This window comes from Thermobacillus sp. (genome assembly GCF_003390775.1).
In the GTDB taxonomy this organism is placed as follows: Bacteria; Bacillota; Bacilli; order Paenibacillales; family Paenibacillaceae; genus Thermobacillus; species Thermobacillus xylanilyticus.
Map to the genome: position 1 here is coordinate 1 of NZ_QEWA01000045.1, position 20,665 is coordinate 20,665.

Annotated in this window: 18 protein-coding genes; 13 read left to right on the forward strand and 5 right to left on the reverse strand. The window is 64.7% G+C overall.

Going from position 1 to position 20,665, the window contains the following annotated elements; all coding sequences use genetic code 11:
- Window positions 1–299: 299 nt before the first annotated feature.
- The 3 genes from C6W55_RS13240 (at window position 300) to fdhD (ending at window position 4,351) form a co-directional block, all read left to right on the forward strand.
- On the forward strand, window positions 300–1,046 hold the full coding sequence (locus C6W55_RS13240; protein WP_015255834.1) for an IclR family transcriptional regulator: 747 nt from the start codon (window positions 300–302) through the stop codon (window positions 1,044–1,046).
- Window positions 1,047–1,136: 90 nt separating this feature from the next.
- Window positions 1,137–3,536 (forward strand): FdhF/YdeP family oxidoreductase, encoded by a 2,400-nt coding sequence (locus tag C6W55_RS13245; protein WP_286893091.1) that lies wholly within the window; start codon window positions 1,137–1,139, stop codon window positions 3,534–3,536.
- Complete coding sequence (fdhD, locus tag C6W55_RS13250) at window positions 3,521–4,351, forward strand: formate dehydrogenase accessory sulfurtransferase FdhD (RefSeq protein WP_286893092.1); 831 nt, start codon at window positions 3,521–3,523, stop codon at window positions 4,349–4,351. The genes C6W55_RS13245 and fdhD overlap by 16 nt, the downstream gene beginning before the upstream one ends.
- A 347-nt stretch (window positions 4,352–4,698) precedes the next feature.
- Here the strand turns inward: fdhD and acnA are convergent, their stop codons facing one another.
- Window positions 4,699–7,407: an aconitate hydratase AcnA gene (gene acnA, locus C6W55_RS13255; RefSeq protein ID WP_286893093.1), complete on the reverse strand. Its 2,709-nt coding sequence runs from the start codon at window positions 7,405–7,407 to the stop codon at window positions 4,699–4,701.
- A gap of 295 nt (window positions 7,408–7,702) precedes the next feature.
- Between acnA and C6W55_RS13260 the strand changes: the two genes are divergently transcribed.
- The 7 genes from C6W55_RS13260 (at window position 7,703) to C6W55_RS13290 (ending at window position 13,445) form a co-directional block, all read left to right on the forward strand.
- Window positions 7,703–8,779: an amidase domain-containing protein gene (locus tag C6W55_RS13260; protein WP_286893094.1), complete on the forward strand. Its 1,077-nt coding sequence runs from the start codon at window positions 7,703–7,705 to the stop codon at window positions 8,777–8,779.
- 61 nt (window positions 8,780–8,840) lie between these two features.
- Complete coding sequence (locus C6W55_RS13265; protein ID WP_286893095.1) at window positions 8,841–10,001, forward strand: D-alanine--D-alanine ligase; 1,161 nt, start codon at window positions 8,841–8,843, stop codon at window positions 9,999–10,001.
- A gap of 18 nt (window positions 10,002–10,019) precedes the next feature.
- Window positions 10,020–10,337, forward strand: a complete 318-nt coding sequence (locus C6W55_RS13270) for a hypothetical protein (protein ID WP_015255826.1) — start codon at window positions 10,020–10,022, stop codon at window positions 10,335–10,337.
- A gap of 183 nt (window positions 10,338–10,520) precedes the next feature.
- Complete coding sequence (fabI, locus tag C6W55_RS13275; RefSeq protein WP_286893096.1) at window positions 10,521–11,291, forward strand: enoyl-ACP reductase FabI; 771 nt, start codon at window positions 10,521–10,523, stop codon at window positions 11,289–11,291.
- A 14-nt stretch (window positions 11,292–11,305) separates the two neighbouring features.
- Window positions 11,306–12,130 (forward strand): sulfite exporter TauE/SafE family protein, encoded by an 825-nt coding sequence (locus C6W55_RS13280; RefSeq protein ID WP_015255824.1) that lies wholly within the window; start codon window positions 11,306–11,308, stop codon window positions 12,128–12,130.
- 64 nt (window positions 12,131–12,194) lie between these two features.
- Window positions 12,195–13,043 (forward strand): inositol monophosphatase family protein, encoded by an 849-nt coding sequence (locus C6W55_RS13285; RefSeq protein ID WP_286893097.1) that lies wholly within the window; start codon window positions 12,195–12,197, stop codon window positions 13,041–13,043.
- A gap of 78 nt (window positions 13,044–13,121) precedes the next feature.
- A complete protein-coding gene (locus C6W55_RS13290; RefSeq protein ID WP_015255822.1) occupies window positions 13,122–13,445 on the forward strand; it encodes a hypothetical protein in 324 nt (107 codons plus the stop codon).
- Between the two features lie 8 nt (window positions 13,446–13,453).
- Here C6W55_RS13290 and C6W55_RS13295 read toward each other — a convergent pair whose 3' ends face one another.
- Complete coding sequence (locus tag C6W55_RS13295) at window positions 13,454–13,903, reverse strand: bactofilin family protein (protein WP_286893098.1); 450 nt, start codon at window positions 13,901–13,903, stop codon at window positions 13,454–13,456.
- Between the two features lies 1 nt (window position 13,904).
- On the reverse strand, window positions 13,905–14,906 hold the full coding sequence (locus C6W55_RS13300; RefSeq protein ID WP_286893099.1) for a M23 family metallopeptidase: 1,002 nt from the start codon (window positions 14,904–14,906) through the stop codon (window positions 13,905–13,907).
- Between the two features lie 130 nt (window positions 14,907–15,036).
- On the opposite strand from C6W55_RS13300, the gene cls reads away from it, so the two are divergent.
- Window positions 15,037–16,422 (forward strand): cardiolipin synthase, encoded by a 1,386-nt coding sequence (gene cls, locus C6W55_RS13305; RefSeq protein WP_286893100.1) that lies wholly within the window; start codon window positions 15,037–15,039, stop codon window positions 16,420–16,422.
- Window positions 16,423–16,477: 55 nt separating this feature from the next.
- On the opposite strand, the gene ligD is transcribed toward cls, so the two are convergent.
- Complete coding sequence (gene ligD / locus C6W55_RS13310) at window positions 16,478–17,377, reverse strand: non-homologous end-joining DNA ligase (RefSeq protein WP_286893101.1); 900 nt, start codon at window positions 17,375–17,377, stop codon at window positions 16,478–16,480.
- 167 nt (window positions 17,378–17,544) lie between these two features.
- On the opposite strand from ligD, the gene C6W55_RS13315 reads away from it, so the two are divergent.
- Together C6W55_RS13315 and C6W55_RS13320 are read left to right on the forward strand one after the other, a co-directional pair.
- Complete coding sequence (locus tag C6W55_RS13315) at window positions 17,545–18,498, forward strand: ATP-dependent DNA ligase (RefSeq protein WP_286893102.1); 954 nt, start codon at window positions 17,545–17,547, stop codon at window positions 18,496–18,498.
- A 101-nt stretch (window positions 18,499–18,599) separates the two neighbouring features.
- On the forward strand, window positions 18,600–19,517 hold the full coding sequence (locus C6W55_RS13320) for a YitT family protein (protein WP_286893103.1): 918 nt from the start codon (window positions 18,600–18,602) through the stop codon (window positions 19,515–19,517).
- 224 nt (window positions 19,518–19,741) lie between these two features.
- Here C6W55_RS13320 and ku read toward each other — a convergent pair whose 3' ends face one another.
- The gene (gene ku / locus C6W55_RS13325) at window positions 19,742–20,632 is read right to left on the reverse strand and encodes a non-homologous end joining protein Ku (protein WP_286893105.1); all 891 of its coding nucleotides are present in this window, start codon (window positions 20,630–20,632) and stop codon (window positions 19,742–19,744) included.
- Window positions 20,633–20,665 lie beyond the last annotated feature (33 nt).

Genomic DNA, 20,665 nt, shown 5'->3' on the forward strand with positions numbered 1-20,665 from the left:
TCCGACTGCTCAGAAGCCAATGGCAAAGTCGCCCGACTGGAATGGCATTAAAAGGACTTAGAGGATACTGATACCAGGGATCTGGAGCAGTTCCTGAAGGAAGAAAAACTGAAACCGCTAACAAGGGATTGGCTCTTTTTTCGGTTGTGATCCAGCATCCCCAATAAGGTGCCCACGCTGACTTGACTCAGACTTCTTCCGATTGCCTATGGCCCGCGGACGCGGAGTGCGTTATACTGGTTGATACAGAGTTTCATTGTACGAAACACCGGAAGTTGATCATGGGAGGCGATCTTCCGATGGACGACGGGAAATCGACGGTCCGCGCGGTCGAACGGGCGCTGGACATTCTGCTGCTGTTCCTCGAGCGCGCCGAATGGTCGATGACCGAGATGGCGGAGCGGACCGGCCTGCACAAAAGCACGGTGCACCGCATGCTTGCCACGCTCGAACACAAAGGTTTTGTCGCGCGGGATTCGCTGACCGAACGCTACCGCATCGGCATGCGGATCTGGGAACTGGCGGCGAATCTGTCCTCCAGCGACGACCCGGCCTCCCTGCTCCTGCCCGAAATGGAGCGGCTGCGCGACATGCTCGGCGAGACGGTCAGCCTGTACGTCCGCGACGGCAAGGAGCGGATCCGGATCCAGGCGGTGCAGAGCAACCAGCCGGTCCGGCGCGTCGCTCCGGTCGGCGCCCGCCTGCCGCTCTACGTCGGCGCGTCGAGCAAGGTGCTGCTCGCCTGGGCCGACGAGGAGACGCTGCGCCTCGTGCTGGACGATCCCGCTTGGCCGGCATCCATCGACCGGACGGCGTTTATGGCGCAGCTTGAAGCCATCCGCGAGACCGGCTATGCGACCAGCTTCGAGGAGCGCGAGCCCGGAGCGGCGGCGGTGTCCGCGCCGATTCTGGACCGTGCGGGCCGTCTCATGGCCGCGCTGTCCGTCTCCGGGCCGTCCGGGCGGCTGACGCCGGAAGTGATGCAGTCGTATGTGCCGGCCATCCGGGAAGCCGCGCGCCGCATGGGCATGATGCTGGGCAAGTGATCCGCCGGCCCGGCATCTCCCGCGTTGTTGTGCAAAGGCTTTCCTGATACGATGGAAGTGTGATGGCGGACAGAGGAGGACGGATGCAAAATGGGAAAAACGAAACACGGCGGCCCGATGCGTCTGCCGAAGACGCCGAAGCCCGGACTGTGGGTCAGCCCGGTTCCGCTCGGCCTCGGCAAGGTGAAGCCGCATCACATCATGGAGACGGCCAAAACGGTATGGCGGAACCGGGACAACCTGCCCTATGCCTGGCGCATCCTGACCCAGGGCGTATGCGACGGATGCGCGCTCGGCGTCTCCGGCCTGCGGGACCGGACGCTCACGGGACCGCATCTGTGCACGACCCGGCTGAATTTGCTGCGCCTCAATACGGCGCCGGCCATCCCCGATGACATCCTGACGGCGGACACCGACGAGCTCAGGCGCATGAGCAGCGCCGAGCTGCGGGAATTGGGGCGGCTCCCTTATCCGATGATCCGCGAGCGCGGAGAGCGGCGTTTCCGCCGCGTGTCGTGGGACGAGGCGATGGACCGGATCGCGGACAAATTCCGCGCCGTCGATCCGAAGCAGGCGGCGTTCTATCTGACGGCCCGCGGCCTGACGAACGAGACGTACTACATGGCGGCGAAAACGGCGCGCTTCCTCGGCACGAACCATATCGACAACGCTTCGCGCATCTGCCATTCGCCGTCCAAGACCGCGCTCAAACGGTCGATCGGCATCGGCGCGTCGAGCTGCAGCTACACGGACTGGATCGGTACGGACGTGCTCGTCTTCTGGGGCAGCGTCGCCGCGAACAACCAGCCCGTTTCCACGAAATACATGTACGCCGCCAAACGGCAGGGCACGAAGATCATCGTCATCAATCCGTACCGCGAGCCGGCGATGGACGGCTACTGGATTCCTTCGATCCCGGAATCGGCCCTGTTCGGCACGAAGCTGGCGGACGACTGGTACCAGGTCAATATCGGCGGCGACATCGACTTCATGAACGGCGTCATGAAGCATTGGTTCGAGATGGAGAAGCGGGAGCCCGGCTCCGCGCTCGATCTCGCCTTCATCAGCAAGCATGTGAACGGCCTGGAAGAACTGCGGGCGCATGTCGCGGGGCTGGATTGGGACGACATCGAGCGCGGGTCGGGGCTTTCCCGTGAGCGGATCGCGGAGTTCGCCGAACTGCTGGCCCGCGCCCGCAGCGGCGTTTTCGTCTGGAGCATGGGGCTGACGCAGCACCGGTTCGGGACCGACAACGTGACGCAGGTGGTCAATCTGGCGCTGCTCCGCGGCTTTCTCGGCCGGGCGAAGTGCGGCCTCATGCCGATCCGCGGCCACAGCGGCGTACAAGGGTCGAGCGAGATGGGGGCCGATCCGTTCAGCCTGCCGGGCGGCGATTTCGATCCGGAGACGATTGCGCGGATCGAGAAACTGTGGGGCTTCGACATTCCGAAGTGGCAGGGCGACATTGTCGGCGTCACCCTGGAGAACGCGCTGCTGCCGGATGATCACGAGCGGCGGCTCCGGCTGTTCTACACCTCCGGCGGCAACTTCCTCGAGACGATGCCGAATCCTGACCGGATCAGGCAGTCGCTGGAGAACATCGAGCTCCGCGTCCACCAGGACATCATTCTGAATACGTCTATGCTGGCGGACGCGCGGGAGGCGGTCATTCTGCTGCCGGCCAAGACGCGCTATGAGCAGGAGGGCGGCGGCACGTCGACGTCGACGGAGCGGATGGTCTACTTCTCGCCGGAGATCCGCGGTCCGCGGATCGGCGAGGCCCGCGAGGAATGGCGCATCTTCCTCGATCTGGCGCGCCGCGTGAAGCCGGAGGAAGCGGCCCGGTCGATGAAGGCGGAGTCGGCGGACGAGATCCGGGCGGAGATTGCCCTTGCGGCGCCGAACTACGACGGCATTCAACATTTGCGGAAGCAGGGCGACTTCTTCCAGTGGGGCGGCGCCTGGCTGTGCGAGGGCGGCGTCTGCCCGACGCCGGACGGCCGGGGCCGGCTCATTCCGATCGCCTCGCCCGGCATCCGCCGCGCGGCGGGCGCTTTTCTGGCGACGACGCGCCGGGGCAAACAGTTCAATTCGATGGTGTACGGCAGCGTCGACCCGTTCAACGGCGCGCTCCGGGAAGATGTGCTGATGAGTCCCGAAGACGCGGCCGAACTCGGCATCGCGGACGGCGAAGCGGTCGTCGTCCACAACCGTTTCGGCCGGTTCTACGGGCGGCTCCGAACGGCGCCCGTCGCCCGCGGCAACCTCGAGCTGTTCTGGCCGGAAGGCAACGTCCTGTTCCCGTCCGGCGTCTATGAGCCGCACGCCGGCATACCCGAGTACAACACGGAAGTGAAGGTCGAGCAAGCCGACGTCTTCTACGCCCGCAAGGACCGCAAATACCGGACGAAGGAAGCGGAAGTGCCGGAGGAAGACGGTCTGCCTGCGGGCGCGGCGGGAGCGGGGGCGCAGCCATGCCGGACGGAATAGATCGCGCCGTCGACACCGCGTTTCCCGTATGGAGATACAGCGCTGACGGCTGGTCGGCCGGCGAAGACGCGGTGGCCGAAGAGATTCCGCTGACGGTCCGGCTGGACGGCGAAGAGTTCGTCACGGTCGTCTGCTCGCCGCAGGATACCGAAGATCTTGTGTTCGGTTTTCTCGCGGGCGAGGGGATCATCGCGTCGCCTGAAGATATCGAGCGGATCGACTGGGACGAGGCGGCCGGTTTCGCGGATGTCCGGCTGCGCCGCCGGCTGGACGGGGCGGAGGCCGATTTCGGCAGGCGCGTCATCGGCTCCTGCTGCGGGCGCAGCCGGCAGTTCTACTTCCGAAGCGACGTGCGCACGGCGCGGACTTCGATCTCGCGGGTGCGGATGCGGCCGGAGGAATGTCTGGCCGCCATGGCCGAACTGCAGCGCCGTTCGGCCGAATTCGCGCGCACGGGCGGCGTGCACAATGCGGCGCTGTGGTCGCCGGGGCGCGGGCTGATCGCGATGCGGACGGACATCGGCCGCCACAACGCGCTCGACAAGCTGCTCGGCTACTGTCTGCGGCGCGGCATACCGACCCGGGATGCGGCGATTATTTTCAGCGGGCGTATTTCCTCGGAGGTGCTGCTGAAGACGGCGAAGATCGGCGCGGCGATCCTGATCGCGAAGTCGGCGCCGACCGGCCTCGCGCTGCGTCTGGCGCACGACCTCGGCATCACGGCGGCCGGCTTCGTCCGCGGCGGCCGGATGAACGTCTACACGCACCCCGAGCGGCTCGGCGCCGCGGAGCCGTCGCAGGAGCGGCAGCCCTGAGCCGTGAACCGCGGCGGTGCGCATTCGACGTATCCGGCCTGAAATTCAATGTTCGGCCGGATATGTCTTTTCCCCTTATTGACCATATCCCCTTGGCTCAGCAAGCTGCATGACGATGCCTCAGGAATGATCGCCCCGTATCATCCGGCACGTACCTTCCTGAGCGAAGGGGATAAATTTGCGGAGACACAACCCGAACGACGGGGATACGCGAGTGGTTTCCCGGCGACTGAGCGAAGGGGATATGGTCAGAAAGCGATAAAAAAGGGCTTCCGCCCGAGCGATTGCTTGAGCGGGAAGCCCTTTTTCCGTTAAAGCGTCAGCCTGCCTGCGTTTCAGCCTCAGCCTCAGCCTGCGATCATCTGACGGAGAACCGTCTGCAGGATGCCGCCGTTGCGGTAATATTCGATGTCGACGTAGGAGTCGAGCCGGACGGTGACCGGGAACTCGAACTTGCTGCCGTCTTCGCGGGTTGCGACCACCTTGACGGTGTCGCCCGGCTTGATGTCGTTCGTCAGGCCGACGATGTCGAACGTCTCGCGGCCCGTGATGCCGAGCGATTGCCAGCTTTGGCCGTTCTGGAATTGCAGCGGCAGGACGCCCATGCCGACCAGGTTCGCGCGGTGGATCCGCTCGAAACTTTCGGCGATGACCGCCTTGATGCCGAGCAGGTAGGTGCCCTTCGCCGCCCAGTCGCGGGAGCTGCCCATGCCGTATTCCTTGCCGGCGATGACGACGAGGTTCGTGCCGTCCGCCTGATATTTCATCGCGGCGTCGTAGATCGACATCACTTCGTCCGTCGGCAGATACTTCGTCACGCCGCCTTCCGTGCCCGGCGCCACCTGGTTCCGGATGCGGATGTTGGCGAACGTGCCGCGCATCATCACTTCGTGATGGCCGCGGCGGGAGCCGTACGAGTTGAAGTCCTCGCGCTTCACGCCGTGCTCGATCAGGTATTTGCCCGCCGGGCTGTCGACCTTGATGTTGCCCGCCGGCGAGATGTGGTCGGTCGTCACGTTGTCGCCGAGCAGCGCCAGCGCGCGGGCGCCGGTGATGTCGCCGAGGTCCTTGACGCCTTCATGCAGGTTCTCGAAGAACGGCGGGTTCGCGATGTAAGTCGAATTTTCGTCCCACTCGTACGATTCGCCCTGCGGCACCGGAATCTTGTTCCAGCGCTCGTTCTGCGTGAACACGTTCGCGTATTTCGCGCGGAACATGTCCGGTGTGAGCGATTGGTTGATCGCGTCCTGAATCTCTTGCGACGACGGCCAGATGTCGCGCAGGTAGACCGGCTGGCCGTTCGGGTCGTAGCCGAGCGGATCCTTCGTCAGGTCGATGTCCACCGTGCCCGCGATCGCATAGGCGACGACGAGCGGCGGCGAAGCGAGGAAGTTCGCTTTGACCTGCGCATGGACGCGGCCTTCGAAGTTCCGGTTGCCGGACAGGACGGACGCGACTGTCAGGTCGCTGTCGGCGATCGCCTGGCTCACTTCATCCGGCAGCGGACCGGAGTTGCCGATACAGGTTGCGCAGCCGTAGCCCGCGATGTGGAAGCCGAGCTTCTCGAGCGGCTCCATCAGGCCGGCTTTCTTCAGGTAGTCGGTGACGACGAGCGAGCCCGGCGTCAGCGAAGTCTTGACGTATTCTTTCACCGTCAGGCCGCGTTCGACCGCCTTCTTCGCGACCAGCCCGGCGCCGAGCATGACGGACGGGTTCGACGTGTTCGTGCAGCTCGTGATCGCCGCGATGACGACCGCGCCGGTGCCCATCTTGGTGACCTTGCCGTTCTTGTGCTTCACTTCGACAGTCTCGGCGATCTTCTCCTCGGTAAGGCCGTAGCCGCCCTTCTCGATCGGCGTGCGGATGATGTTGTTCCACGATTCCTTCATCGCCGTCAGCTCGATGCGGTCCTGCGGACGCTTCGGACCGGCGAGGCTCGGCACGATCGTCGACAGGTCGAGCTCGATGACGTCCGAGAAGACCGGATCCGGCGTATCGTCCGTACGGAACATGCCCTGTGCCTTGTAGTAGGCTTCGACGAGCGCGATCTGCTCCTCGCTGCGGCCCGTCTGACGCAGGAAGTCGAGCGAGATGTGGTCAACCGGGAAGAAGCCGATCGTTGCGCCGTATTCCGGCGCCATGTTCGCGACCGTCGCGCGGTCCGGCAGGCTGATGTTCGACAGGCCCGGGCCGAAGAACTCGACGAACTTGCCGACGACGCCTTTCTTGCGGAGCATTTGCGTAACCGTCAGCGCCAGGTCGGTCGCCGTCGCGCCTTCCGCCAGCTTGCCCGTCAGCTTGAAGCCGATGACTTCCGGCGTGACGAAATAGAGCGGCTGGCCGAGCATGCCGGCTTCCGCCTCGATGCCGCCGACGCCCCAGCCGACGACGCCGAGGCCGTTGATCATCGTCGTATGCGAGTCCGTGCCGACAAGCGAATCCGGGAAGACGACCGTCTCGCCGTCCACCGTTTTCGTCGCCGCGACGGTGGCGAGGTACTCCAGGTTCACCTGGTGCACGATACCCGTTCCCGGAGGCACGACGCGGAAGTTCTCGAACGCCGTCTGCGCCCAGCGGAGGAAGCGGTACCGTTCACCGTTCCGTTCGAATTCGATCCGTTCGTTCGTCTCCTGCGCGTCGGGCGAACCGAACGCGTCGACCATGACGGAGTGGTCGATGACGAGGTCGACCGGCACAAGCGGGTTGATCCGCTTCGGGTCGCCGCCCGCTTTCTTCACGGTGTCGCGCATGGCCGCCAGGTCGACGACGACCGGCACGCCGGTGAAGTCTTGCAGCACGATGCGGGCGGGGATGAACGGAATCTCTTTGTCTTGCCGGCCATCTGCCCAGGTGGCCAGCAGTTTCACGTGGTCCTTCGTGATGGCGTGTCCGTCGTACTGGCGGACGGCCGCTTCGAGCAGCACCTTGATCGAGAACGGAAGCTTGCCGATGCTGCCGAGGCCTTGCTCCTCCAGCCCCTGCAGCCGGTAGTAGGCATATGTCTTGCCGCCGACTTCAAGGCTGGAGCGGATGCCGTAGGCATCTTGCTTCGCCATGGAAAGTCTCCTCCTTGCCGTATTGGGTCTCTCTGCCGCGATTCGTTTCTGCCGGACAATAATTGTTTCGTTTGGTGAAACTCAATTTCATAATCGCGCTATATTCCTAGTATATCGTCTGCAATGGTCAACGTAAAGCCTGATTTTGTCGATTCCGCGCCGTCCGACGGCAGGTACCGCCCGCCGGATTCATGAAACCGGCGCCCGGCACATATACATGAAGCGATGCTTTTCCTGCCCCGGGGAACTGCCCCGGGACCGCAGACCGCGAGCTTGAAGGGGAGGAGGGGCCGGCATGGCGCTGCAAAGCGAAGCCGGGCGACGCCCGCCGGCTTTGCACGGGTGGCGGGCAGCCGTGCACGAATACGTGAAGTGCGTGAGTGAAGCGGAGATCGATATGACCGCCGGACCGCTTACAGCCGTCGCGGAGGATGACAAGCACCTGGGCCGGCTCGAAACCCGCTTGAAGCGCATGCGCGAGCGGGAACATCGGCGCGGCGCGTTTCCCGAGCGGCACGAAGCCCGTGCGGTTCTGCTCGGCTTCCGCGAGGAAGGCCGTACGGCCGCGGTCCGCCTGCAATTGCATCTCAAGCGAAGCTTGTCCTTCGGGGAAGCCTCCTATACCGAGGAAAAAATGGAGACCGAACGCATCCGGCTCGAACTTCGAAACGGCGTCTGGCGGGTGACCGGCATCGAACCCGAGATTGCGGAGCGGCGGCGGGAACCCCCCGGCCCGGCGGCGCCGCCCGATCCGGACCCGGAGGGAACCGCCGGCCGGTCCGGGCAGGAGCAGGACGAACCGGCGATTCCGCTTCCTTATATAAACGGCCGGCTGCTGCCGCATTTCCAGAAGATGCGCGCAGGCATTCCGTACCGCCGGGATCTGGCGGCCGCGTATGCCGACCGCTGGTGGAACGAGCCGAATCCCGCGTATGAGACGTTCGAAGTGAACTGCACGAACTATGTTTCCCAGTGCCTCTTTGCAGGCCATGCTCCGATGAACTATACTGGTAGAAGAGATTCGGGCTGGTGGTACAAGGGGCGCAGCGGCGGCCGTGAGCTGTGGAGCTACAGCTGGGCGGTCTCGCATGCGCTTCAATCGTATTTGGCGAGGGGCGCGACGTCCGGCCTGCAGGCCGTTCAGGTCGAATCGCCGGCGGATCTGATGCTCGGAGACGTCATTTTCTACGACTGGGACGGCGACGGACGGTTTCAGCACAGCACGATCGTCACCGCCTTCGACAGCGCGGGGATGCCGCTCGTCAACGCGAATACGACGGCCAGCCGCCACCGCTATTGGGATTACCGCGATTCTTACGCCTGGACGGAACGGACGCGGTACAAATTTTTTCACATCTCGGACGAATTCTGATCGTCCGCGCGGCCGGACAGCGCCTGAGGCTGCAGGATAATCTGAGAACCGGAGGATGGACATGGGGGATAAAGTTCGGGTAGGGCTCGTCTACGGCGGCCGTTCCGGAGAACATGAGGTGTCGCTGCAGACCGCGTTCTCCGTGCTGCAAGCATTCGATTATGACAAATATGAAATCCAGCCATTCTATATTACGAAGCAGGGCATCTGGCATGCCGGGCCGGCGCTGTCGGCTCCGCCGGAACATATCGGCCTCATCCGTTACGACGAAGCGGACGGATCCGCGTCGGAACAGCTGCTGCTGCCCGTGTTCGAACGGATGGCCGCTCCGCCCAAGGCGCCGGCGGCAGCCGCGAAGGCGGTTCAGAAAGCCGCGCCTTCGGCATCGTCGGGCGGCAGCGGCGGCAAGCGGCTGGATGTCGTCTTTCCGCTGCTTCACGGCACGTACGGCGAGGACGGCACGATCCAGGGGCTGCTGGAAATGGCGGGCATTCCGTATGTCGGCGCAGGCGTGCTTGCTTCGGCTGTCGGCATGGACAAGGTCATGATGAAGCGGGTGTTCGCCCATGAAGGGCTGCCGCAGTGCGTGTTCCGTCATTTCACCCGGGCGCAGTGGGACAAGGATGCGCATTATTTCATCATGGAGATCGAGGTGTCGCTCGGCTACCCTTGCTTCGTCAAGCCGGCCAACCTGGGTTCGAGCGTCGGCATCTCGAAGGCCTACAACCGCGAGCAGTTGATCCAGGCGGTGGAATATGCGTTCCGTTACGACCGCAAGGTGCTTGTCGAAGAATTCGTGAACGCCAGGGAGCTGGAAGTGAGCGTGCTCGGCAACGACGAGCCCCGCGCGTCGGTCGTCGGCGAGATTGTCTCGTCGAACGACTTCTACGACTACAACGCGAAATATATCGACGGCAAATCCGTCATGAAGATTCCGGCCGACATCCCGGAGGAGACGGCTGAACAGATCCGCGAGATGGCGCTTCGCGCCTATCAGGCGATCGACGGATCGGGCCTTGCGCGCGTCGACTTCTTCCTGCGCAAGGAAGACGGCCGCATCTTCCTGAACGAAGTGAACACGATGCCGGGATTTACGCCGTTCAGCATGTACCCGCTGCTCTGGAAGGAGTCGGGGCTGCCCTATCGGGAACTGCTCGACAAGCTGATCGCGCTCGCGTTCGAGCGGCATGAAGCGAAGCAGAAGCTCGTCTACGGCGAATAAGTTGAAGGAGGGAATCCGATGGGTTTTCCGACCGAATTCAACTCCGTGTGCAAGTTCAAATCCGACCAGGAGCTGTACGAACTGCTGGAATACGGCCGGGGCAAAATGGTCAAAAGCGGATTCCGCGTCTACCCGACCGGGCAGAAAGTGATCGCCTACACGCCGGACAACCGGGCGATCGCCATCGTCAAGATCGTCGCGTCGATCGCGGAGATCAATTTCCAGGGTGAAGAAGTGACCGAGGTCGAGATGGAGCTCGTCCGCAGGCTGACGGACGAAGAATCGCGCATCCAGACGGCGCTGGCGCACGAGATGTTCTTCGGCGAGCAATCCTGACGGCCGGCGCCACGATGCGGAGCGGCGGCGTTTCCGGGCGCTCCTTCCGGCCCGTGCGGTCCGGTGCGGGACAAGCTCCCGCGGGCGGACGAGCATTTTGCGCGGGGCGTGAGGGGTGCCACTTGAAATCGTTGCCAGAATCCGTTAAGTTGGACGAAGGACAAGTCAAGGAGGAGATCGGTCATGAGCGGACTGCTTAACGGCAAGAACATCGTCGTCATGGGCGTGGCGAACGACCGGAGCATCGCCTGGGCGATCGCCCGCTCGCTCAAGGCGCAGGGCGCCAACCTCGCATTCACGTACGAGAGCGAGCGCGTGGAGGAGCGGGTACGCAAGCTCACCGAAACGATGCCGGGCTCGCTCGTCCTGCCGTGCAACGTGACGTCCGACGAAGACATCGAACGGCTGGCCGACGCGCTGCGCGAGTCGTTCGGCGTGCTGCACGGCGTCGTGCACAGCATCGCCTTCGCGAAGACGGAAGAGCTGGAAGGGCTTTATGTCAACACCTCGCGCGCGGGTTTCGCCCTGGCCCATGACATCAGCGTCTACTCGCTGACGGCGGTGGCGCAGAAACTGTATCCGCTCATGACCGAAGGCGGCAGCATCATGACGATGACCTATCTCGGCGCCGAACGGGCGATGCCGAACTACAACGTCATGGGCGTGGCGAAGGCGGCGCTCGAAGCGTCCGTCCGCTATCTCGCCGCCGACCTCGGACAATACAACATCCGCGTCAATGCCATTTCGGCCGGGCCGATCCGGACGCTCGCGGCCAAAGGGATCAAGGACTTCAACTCGATTCTGCGCCAGGTCGAAGAGAAAGCGCCGCTGCGGCGGACGACGGACGCGGAGGAAGTCGGCGACACCGCGATGTTCCTGATGAGCCATCTGTCGCGCGGCATTACGGGCGAAGTCATTTACGTGGATAACGGCTATCATATTGTCGGCGTGTGATCCGTTAATTCGCCATGTTCATTGCCATCATCCTGCTCATCATCCTCGGACTGATCGCCGCCGTCTTCGGCAGCATCGTCGGGCTCGGTGGCGGCATCATCATCGTGCCGTCCCTCCTTCTGTTCGGCCCGATGCTGACCGGCGAGCCGATCGGGCACAGCACGGCTGTCGGCACATCGCTGGCGGTGCTGATCGTCACCGCGCTCGCTTCGACGCTGAGCTACATGAAGGACAAGCGCGTCGATTTCCGCATCGCGTGGCTGCTCTTCGCAACCAGCGGACCGGCGGCGATGCTCGGCTCCGCCTTGACCGGACAATTGCAGGGCGGCCCGTTCCGGATCGTGTTCGGCGTCTTCATGCTGCTTATGGCACTGCTGCTCATGCTGCGCGATCGGATGAAGCCGTCCTCGCGGGCGTGGCCGATGCGCCGCGTCTGGACCGACGCCGCCGGGAACGAGCACGAGTACGGCTTCGCGCTGCTGCCCGGGCTCATCGTCGGTTTCGGCGTCGGTCTCGTCTCCGGGCTGTTCGGCATCGGCGGAGGCTCGCTGTTCGTGCCGGTCATGGTGATCCTGTTCCGGTTTCCGCCGCATGTGGCGACCGCGACTTCGATGTTCACAATCTTCCTGTCGTCGCTGCTCGGCAGCGGCGTGAAGGCGGGGCTCGGCGAGATCGACTGGCTGCTGGCGGCGGCGCTGCTCCCCGGTGCCTGGATCGGCGGCAAGATCGGCGCCTGGATCGCCCGGCGCATGTCCGGCCGGGGTCTCCTGTGGCTGCTGCGCGTGACGCTGCTCGTGCTGGCGGTCCGCATGATATTCGAAGGAATTCAATCACTGTAGGCTATCAATGGGCGGGCGTACCGCTTGATCAAGCGTTCTTTTCGGACGGAAAGGGGGGGAGATCATGAACGATACGGACAGCCGGCAGGTCATCGGCCGTAAGAGCTTCGCCGCCGTGGCGATCAACTGCGCGGCGAAGGCTGGCGAATGGATCAAGACGAAGGTGGGCGGCTACGCCAGCCTGAATCAGAAAACGTCGCACCACGACCTCGTGACGGAAGTGGACAAAGGTTCGGAGAACCTGATCCGCAGCCTCATTCTGACGCACTTTCCGGACCATGCCGTTCTCGGGGAGGAAGGCGTCGAACCGGGGCCGGCCGCGTCGGCGGCGGCGCTCGAAGAAGTGAAGGATGCGGAATATCTGTGGATCATCGACCCGATCGACGGGACGACGAACTTCGTGCACGGATTTCCTTTCTTCTCCGTCTCGATCGCGCTGGCGCACCGGGGCGAGGTCATCCTCGGCGTCGTCTACGATCCGTCGAAAGACGAGCTGTTCATCGCGGAGAAAGGCAAGGGCGCTTACGTCCACGGCCGGCGCACCCGGGTGTCCGGCGAGACCGGCCTTAGGGAGAGCCTCGTCGCAACGGGCTTTCCGGCCGACCGTGACGGCGCGCTCCCGCTCAACATGCGCCAGCTTGAGGCTGTCGTGCCCCGCGTGCGGAACGTGCGCACGGCCGGGTCGGCGGCGCTGCATCTGGCTTATGTGGCCGCGGGCCGGCTCTCCGCCTTCTGGGAGATCGGCCTGAACAGCTGGGATATCGCGGCAGGCGCGCTGCTCATCCAGGAGTCGGGAGGCGTCGTCACCGATCTGGACGGCAACCCGTACCATCTCGGCGTGCGCAATATCGTGGCGTCGAACGGCGCCGTGCACGACGAACTTCTGGCCGTGCTCCGCTCGGCGGCGGAATAACGGATCGGGCGCTTCCCGATACTACACGGGCACGATTGCATCGTCATCCAATCGGCATCTTGCGGGAAGGTGAAGCGCATGGAAGGACGGGAAGGACGGCAGGCCGGCGGCCGCGCTCCGCACGATGCGGAAGCGGAGCGGGTGCTTGCGGAGCAGCTGACGGACGGCCCGCTCGATGAGTCGGGCCGCGAGGAGCGCGTCCGGGCAAGCCTGCCGCCGAAGTACGAAGTGCGGATCCGGATGGAGTACGATCCGATCGTGGAAGAGACGAAGCGGTACCGCAGCATGGCGCGCGAGATCGACGGCCGCTACGACCGCTTCATGATCCGGATGGATGCGGACGCCCCGGACGAGGAACGGACAGACGGACAGAACGGAGAAGGGCAGGATGGAGAGCGGTAGACCGCTCTTCATCCTGCCTGTTTTTTTGCCTGCGGGACGGCGATGCGGCCGTCTGCCGCCACGGGCGCCGGCTGCTTCCGTCCGTCGTCCCGCTGCGCGTCCGCGCGCCCTTCGGCCAGGGACGGATCCGTCCGGCAATCGGCATTGAGCCGCGCCCCGCCTTCGATGACGTATCCCGCGGCCGCCACGTCGCCGTTCATTTCGCCGGATGCCAGGAGGGTGAACCGGCCGTGCGACTTCACGCTGCCGAACAGCTTGCCGGCAACGGTCACGCTCCGCGCCTCGACGTTGCTGCGGACGACACCGGACTCGCCGATGACGACGTCGCCGCGGCAGACGATTTCGCCGCTGAATTCGCCATCGATCCGGAGGCCGGCATCGCATTCGATGCGTCCTTCGGAAGAAGTGCCCCGGCCGATCAGTGTGTCGGTCACGGGAATCGAACGTTTCCTCCGCATGCTAATCCTCCTTCACGAGTTCCAGATAGTTGAGCGGGTTCACGCTCTCCCCATCCGCTTCGACTCCGAAATGCAGATGCGGCCCCGTACTCCTGCCGGACGAACCGAGCGCGCCGATCCGTCCGCCCCGCTTCACGGCGTCGCCGGGCTCCACCTCGACGGCCGACAGGTGATAGTAGAGGCTGCGCAGCCCGTTTCTGTGCTTGATGACGATGTAGCGGCCGCGGCTTGCGTCGGAGCCGGTATCCTCCACCATGCCGTCTCCGGCGGCATACACCGGATCGCCCTTCCGCCCGGCGATGTCGATGCCCGCATGGAAGGCGGTCTTCCCGGTGTACGGATCGCGGCGGTAGCCCCAGGTCGAGGTGATGCGGCGGGAGCGGGTCGGCCAGGCGGACGGCAGGGCGTCGGCCTCCAGCTTCCGCCGCCGCGCCTCTTCGATCTTGTAGGCCATCGACCGGTCCAGATCGTCGATCATGCCCGAAATGGTGCGGAAATCGGGCTCGTCCGCATTCAGCATCCGGATCATGTCGGCGGCGGTCACTTCGGGCGGGGCGTGCACGTCCGCCGTATCCGCATCTCCGGCCGTATCGGCTCCGCTCAAGCCGGTTGCGCCGACCGGCGGCGCATCCCCGTCTCCTCCGTACCGTTCAAAAAAATCTTCCAGCCTTCGCTCCAATTCGTGCAAATCGCGAAGCCGCGCCTCAAGCTCGCCCTGCTGGTCGGACAGTTCCCGCACCTCCGCTTCCAGCGCGCGGATCTGCCCGTCTTTCGCCGCGATGGCTTCCTGATGGCGGACGGTCTGCTCGGTCAGCTCCCGCTCAAGCGCCGCAAGCTGCCAGGCCGCGCGCGCCTGCAGCAAAGCCAGGCAGGCGGCGAACAGCAGGAGCAGCGCCGCGGGCGCGGCGACGACGAAGCGCCGCCGCATCCGGAACTGGCGGACGCGTTTGTCGGGGCCGCGCATGACGATCAGCGACCACCGGGTCGAAACTCTGTCCCTCAAGTCACGGCGCCCCTCCCCGTCCGGTGATGGTTTGAACGTTCACTAGTTATTTATTCCTGTCCGGTGGGAAACATGTCACGGGACAAGGGCATACTACAGAGACGACTTTCGCCAGGAAAGGAGCGGTTGCATGGTCTGGCCGTGGCTGTTGGCGGCTGTTGTCGTCTGGTGGGCGGAAGCCGCCGTTGTGCTCGCAGCGGAGCATCGCCGTCCGGCGCATGCCGCGGCATGGCTGCTTGTTCTGCTGGCGCTGCCGATCGTCGGCATCCTTCCGTTTCTGCTTGCAAGGGGAAAGGTCGGCCTGGGAGACTCCCGTGACCGCAAGCCGGCAAAGCGTTCTTCCGCCGGAGCGGATGGCGCTTTCCCCGGGGATGAGCGGCTGAAGCGGGCGCTCAGGCGGATGTCGGATGCGCCGATCACCGGATGCAACGGCACCGAGATTCTGACGGACGGCGAAGAGGCGTTCGCGTCGATTTTCGATATGATCGGGAAGGCCGAGCATCATATTCATCTGGCCTATTACATTCTGCGCGACGACGGCGTCGGACGGCGGTTCCGGGACGCCCTGATCCGCAAGGCGAAGGAAGGCGTGCAGGTGAGGCTCATCTACGACGGCTTCGGCAGCTGGAAGCTGCCAAAGTCGTATATCCGCGAGCTGACGGAAGCCGGCGTGCGGGTGCGGTGCTTCCTCCCGCTCGGCGCCGCGCTCAGAAGCCGCCGGATCAACCACCGCTACCATCGCAAAATCGTCATCATCGACGGCAAGTCCGGATTTACGGGCGGCATCAACATCGGCGACGAATATTTGGGGCTGGACAAAAGGCTCGGGTTCTGGCGGGATACGCATCTGCGGGTGGAAGGGGACGCCGTCTGCGACCTGCAGAACATTTTCGTCCGCGACTGGGAGCTCGCTTCCGGGGAGGCGCTTTACGATCCGGCTTACTGGCCGCCGCATGCGTGCACGTCGCACGAACGGGTGCAGATCGTCTCGTGCGGGCCGCGCCTCGGCGGGAACGAGATTTACGACGGGCTTCTCGCCGCGGTCGGTGCCGCACGGGAGCGCATCTGGATCGCGACGCCGTATTTCGTCCCGGATGCCGGCCTGACGGCGGCGCTGCGGACGGCGGCCGCGGGCGGCGTGGACGTGCGCCTGATCGTGCCGGGCATCGCCGACACGCGGTTCGTACTGGCCGCGACGCTGTCCCACGCGGCCGATCTGCAGGCCGCGGGCGTGCGGGTGTACCGCTATCAGAAAGGGTTCATCCACGCGAAGGTAATGATCGTCGACCGGCTTCTCGCGTCGGTGGGGACGGCAAATCTGGACATGCGCAGCTTCTACAGCAACTATGAGCTGAGCGCGCTGCTGTTCGACGAGAAGCCGATCGGACGGCTGGAGCGGGACTTCCTCAAGGATCTTGCGGATTCGCGCGAGGTGACGGCGGAGGAGCTGCGCGGGCTGACGGCCGGCGCAAGGGCGGGGCGGGCGATGGCGCGGCTGCTGTCGCCGCTGCTGTAGCCGCAGCAGCAGCCGCAGCAGCAGCCGCTGCTGCAACCGCCGATGCAGCCCGTCTTCACCCCTGGCGCCCCCGGATAAATTCGAAGATCGGCCGGAGGTTCTGCTTCGGCGCCAGCTCCAGCAGATCGCCCAGCCGGGCGAGGCGCGGCCCGATCGTGTGCAGGTTGAAGTCCGCCGGACGGACGTCCGCCCGCACCTCGTCCCATGTAAGCGGCGTCGAGACGGACGCCGCCGGACGTGCGCGCGGCGTGTAAGGGGCGGACAGCGTTTTGCCGGCGTAATGCTGCAGGTAATCGAAGTAGATCAGGTCGCCGCGGTTTTTTTTCAACCGTTCAATGGTGAACAGCTTCGGGTGCCTGCTGACCAGATACTCGCCGACGAACCGGCCGATGGCGCGCAGCTCGTCGAACGTCAGGTCGGGCTCGACCGGCACGACGATCTGCACGCCCGTCGCGCCGGACGTCTTCGGCACGGACGCGATGCCGAGGGAGCGGAGCAGCTCCCCCGCCAGCCACGCCGCCTCCATGATGCGCGGTTCCTCCTCCCGCGACGGGTCGAGGTCGATCACCCATTCCGTCGGGCGCAGCGGCTCGCCGATCCGGTCGAACGAGGCGTGGAATTCGAGGCAGGCGAGGTTGCCGAGCCAGATGAGCGTCGGCAGCGAATCGAGCACGACGTAGCGGATGCCGTTCTGCTCGGCCGTCCGCACGAAGGGGGGAAGCGGTTCCGGGGCGTTCTTTTGATAGAAAGACTTGCCGTGGATGCCGTTCGGGTACCGGATGACGGTCAGATACCGCCCTTCGCAGTGCCGGATGAGGTGGGGAGCGAGCTCCGCCAGCTTCTCCAGATAGCGCAGTTTCGTAATGCCGGCTTCCGGCCAGAGCACCCGGTCCGGATTGCTGATGGACAGCCGTTCGCCCTGCACCGTAATCGTTCCCGTCGTTTTGACCGCCATGCACGCCCCTCCTGTTTCGTTTCGTCACTTTCGGGAAAATATGATACTGCCCCCAGTATTGCCGCTGCCGGCGAAACTATCCGCTTTGCATGGAATGGGCGGGACGGCAGCGGCGTTCCGTTCGAAATTGCCGGGGCAGATCCGATCCCGTACAAGGAGGCGCGCGCATGGAACCGATCGTGCCGTTCGAGCCGGTCGCGGCGGACGACATTCCGGCGGGGCCGCAGTGGGCCGCCCAGATCAAATGGGACGGCGTGCGCATGCTCGTCTACTTCGACGGCGCCTCCACGAAGCTTGTAAACCGCAGGCTGCACGAGCGGACGATGCAATATCCCGAGCTGGCCGACGCACGGCGCTACTGCCGGGCGAAATCGGTCATCCTCGACGGCGAGATCGTCGCTTTCGACGCCGCCCGCCCGTCCTTCCACGAGGTGATGCGCCGGGACGGCATCCGCAATGCGCAGGCCGTGCCCGCCGCCGTCCGCGAGATCCCGGTCACGTACATGGTGTTCGACATCCTGTACCTGGACGGCGAATGGGTGACCGGGCGCAGCCTCGAAGAACGCCAGCGGCTGCTGGCCCGCGCCGTTGAACCCGGAGCCGGCGTCCGGCTCGTCGAGAACACGGCCGACGGCGAGAAGCTGTTCGACGTGATGAGAAAGCACGGCATGGAAGGCATCGTCGTGAAAGACCTCGCCAGCACCTACGCGGTCGGCGGCAAGGACGGCCGCTGGCGCAAGATCAAGGTGCGGCGCGACCTGACGGCCGCCGTGGGCGGCGTCACGTATGGCGGCGGCCGGGTGAACGCGCTGCTGCTGGGCCTGTACGACGGGCAGGGCCGCCTGCACTACATCGGCCATGCCGGATCGGGCCGGCTCACCGGCCGGGACTGGGCGGACATCACCGCCGCGGCGGAGCTGCTCCGCACGCCGGACTGCCCGTTCGCGGCGAAGCCGCCGCGCAGCGCCGGCGCGGTCTGGATCCGGCCGATGCTGACGGCGAAGGTCCGCTACCTCGAATGGACGGCCGGCCGAACGCTCCGGCAGCCGGTGATCGAGGCCGTCAGTGCGGGGTTTGGAACGGACTGCACGTTCGACCGGCTCGACGAAACGACGGTTTGAGCAAGACCCGGTACTGTGGTAACGTTAAGATGAAGAAATATCTGCTCAAGCAAATTGAACCGGTCTGAACCGGAACAGCGAAGGCAAGGAGGCGATGCCGCATGACCCCTGTCCAGCAACTCGCTTTGCGCAAATCCGCCTTTTCCCCGTCCGGACGCCGGGACGCCGTCAGGCGGGACGAGCCGTCCGAAGCGGGAGCGCGGAGCGGCGCCCTGTCCGCCTTCGACCGGTTCATCCACTACGGTCTGCTCGTCATCGGCAGCGTGCTGGCGGCCGTCGGTCTGGAACTGTTCCTGCTGCCGAACGGGGTGGCGACCGGCGGCATCGCCGGCGCCTCGATCCTCGCGGCGCATCTGACCGAAATGCAGCTCAGCCTCGTGCTGTTCCTGTTCAATCTGCCGTTTCTGCTGAGCCGGACGGCAACGAACCGGCGCCATGCGCTGCGGATGCTGCTGCCGCTCGTGCTGATCGTGCTGTTCACGCACTACCTGCACCCGGTGCCGGCGGTCTCCGACGACCCGCTGGCCGCCGCGCTGGGCGGCGGCACATTCCTCGGCATCGGCATCGGCCTCATCCTGCGGCAGGGCGGCAGCTTCGACGAGCTCGCCGCGTCCGCGCCGCTCAGGCCGGCTTTCCGCCGGTTCGACGCCGGCACCGTCATCTTCCTGGCGAACCTGGCCATTCTGCTGCTCGCCGGGCTCGTGTTCGGCATCAGCCAGGCGCTCTATTCGATCATCGCGCATGTGCTCGCCTATTTCATGCTGGAAGCGGGGTATTCCGGCATGTCGCCCGTCAAGCGGATCCGGGTCCGCAGTACCATGCTGGTCCGGCTGCGGGAAGCGGCGGATCGGGGCTTGCGGGTCCGCTGGATCGAGACGGGCGACGGGGAGACGGCGGTCCTCGACGTCTACCGGCGCGATGTCAAGGCGCTGCGCCGCCTGCTCGCCGCGATCGACCCGCAGGTCGAGATCGAAGGGGTGCGGCATGACGAGGCGCGGCGGCTAAGGCCGTTTGTGTAAGGGCATGCGCAGGGCGGCATGCCATAGGGTGCATAAATGCACCTCATTTTCGGTCGGGATGGAAGTACCGGCGATTATGGTGCAAATATGCACCATATATAAAGCTTTCCGGGCTTTGATGGACGCATCTGGTGCAGATTTGCACTATATTGGGCCAAAGCGGGGTTTAAATACCCCATTATGGTGCAAATTTGCACCACAATGGCGAAAGAGCAAAGAGCCGGTCAACGGACCGACTCTTTTTCTTTCTTCTTGCCGCTTGTCTTGCGACGGGTCCCTTTGCCCGTGCCGCCCGCTGCGCCTTCTGCGCCCGCCGCGTCCGCCGTCGCCGCCGGTCCCGCCTTCGGCGCTCCCGCCGCTTCGAGGCTCGCCTGGAGGGCGGCCATCAGATCGATGACGTTCGTCCGCTCCTGTTCCGGCGCGATGTGCACCTCTTCGCCCGCGATTTTCGCCTGGATCGCCTCCATGAGCCGCCCCCGGTACTCATCCTTGTACTTCTCCGGCTCGAACGGGCCCGTCAGGTGGTCGATCAGCATCGTCGCCATTTCGAGTTCCTTCTCGTTCACGGCCGTATGCTCCGGCAGCCCCGGCACCTGGTGAACGGGCCGCACTTCGTCGGGATAGGCGATCGTCTCCATCACCAGGCAGTTCTCGATGAAACGGATGGCGGCGAGGCTGCCTTTCGAGCGGATCGACACGTTCGCGATGCCGATCCGTCCGGTCCGCTTCATTGCCTCCAGCAGCAGGCTGTAGGCGCCGGCGCCCGCCTGATCCGGCGCGAGATAGTATGACCGTTGGAAATAGATCGGGTCGATCTCCCGCATGTCGACGAAGTCGAGGATGCGGATCGTTTTCGACGTCTCCGCGGCCAGCGCGTCCAGTTCTTCCTTCTCGAACAGCACGAACCGTCCTTTCTCGTATTCGTACCCTTTCGCGATGTCCTCGGCCGCCACTTCCTTGCCGCAGTTCTTGCATGTCCGTACATAGGCGATCGGCCCGCCGCACTCCCGGTGAATCATCCGCATCGCAATGTCCTTGTCCTCGACGGCGGCGAACATTTTGACCGGCACGTGCACGAGACCGAAGCTGATCGCGCCTTTCCACACCGTATGCATGCCCGTCCCTCCTTTTTCGGGAAAAAAGAATCT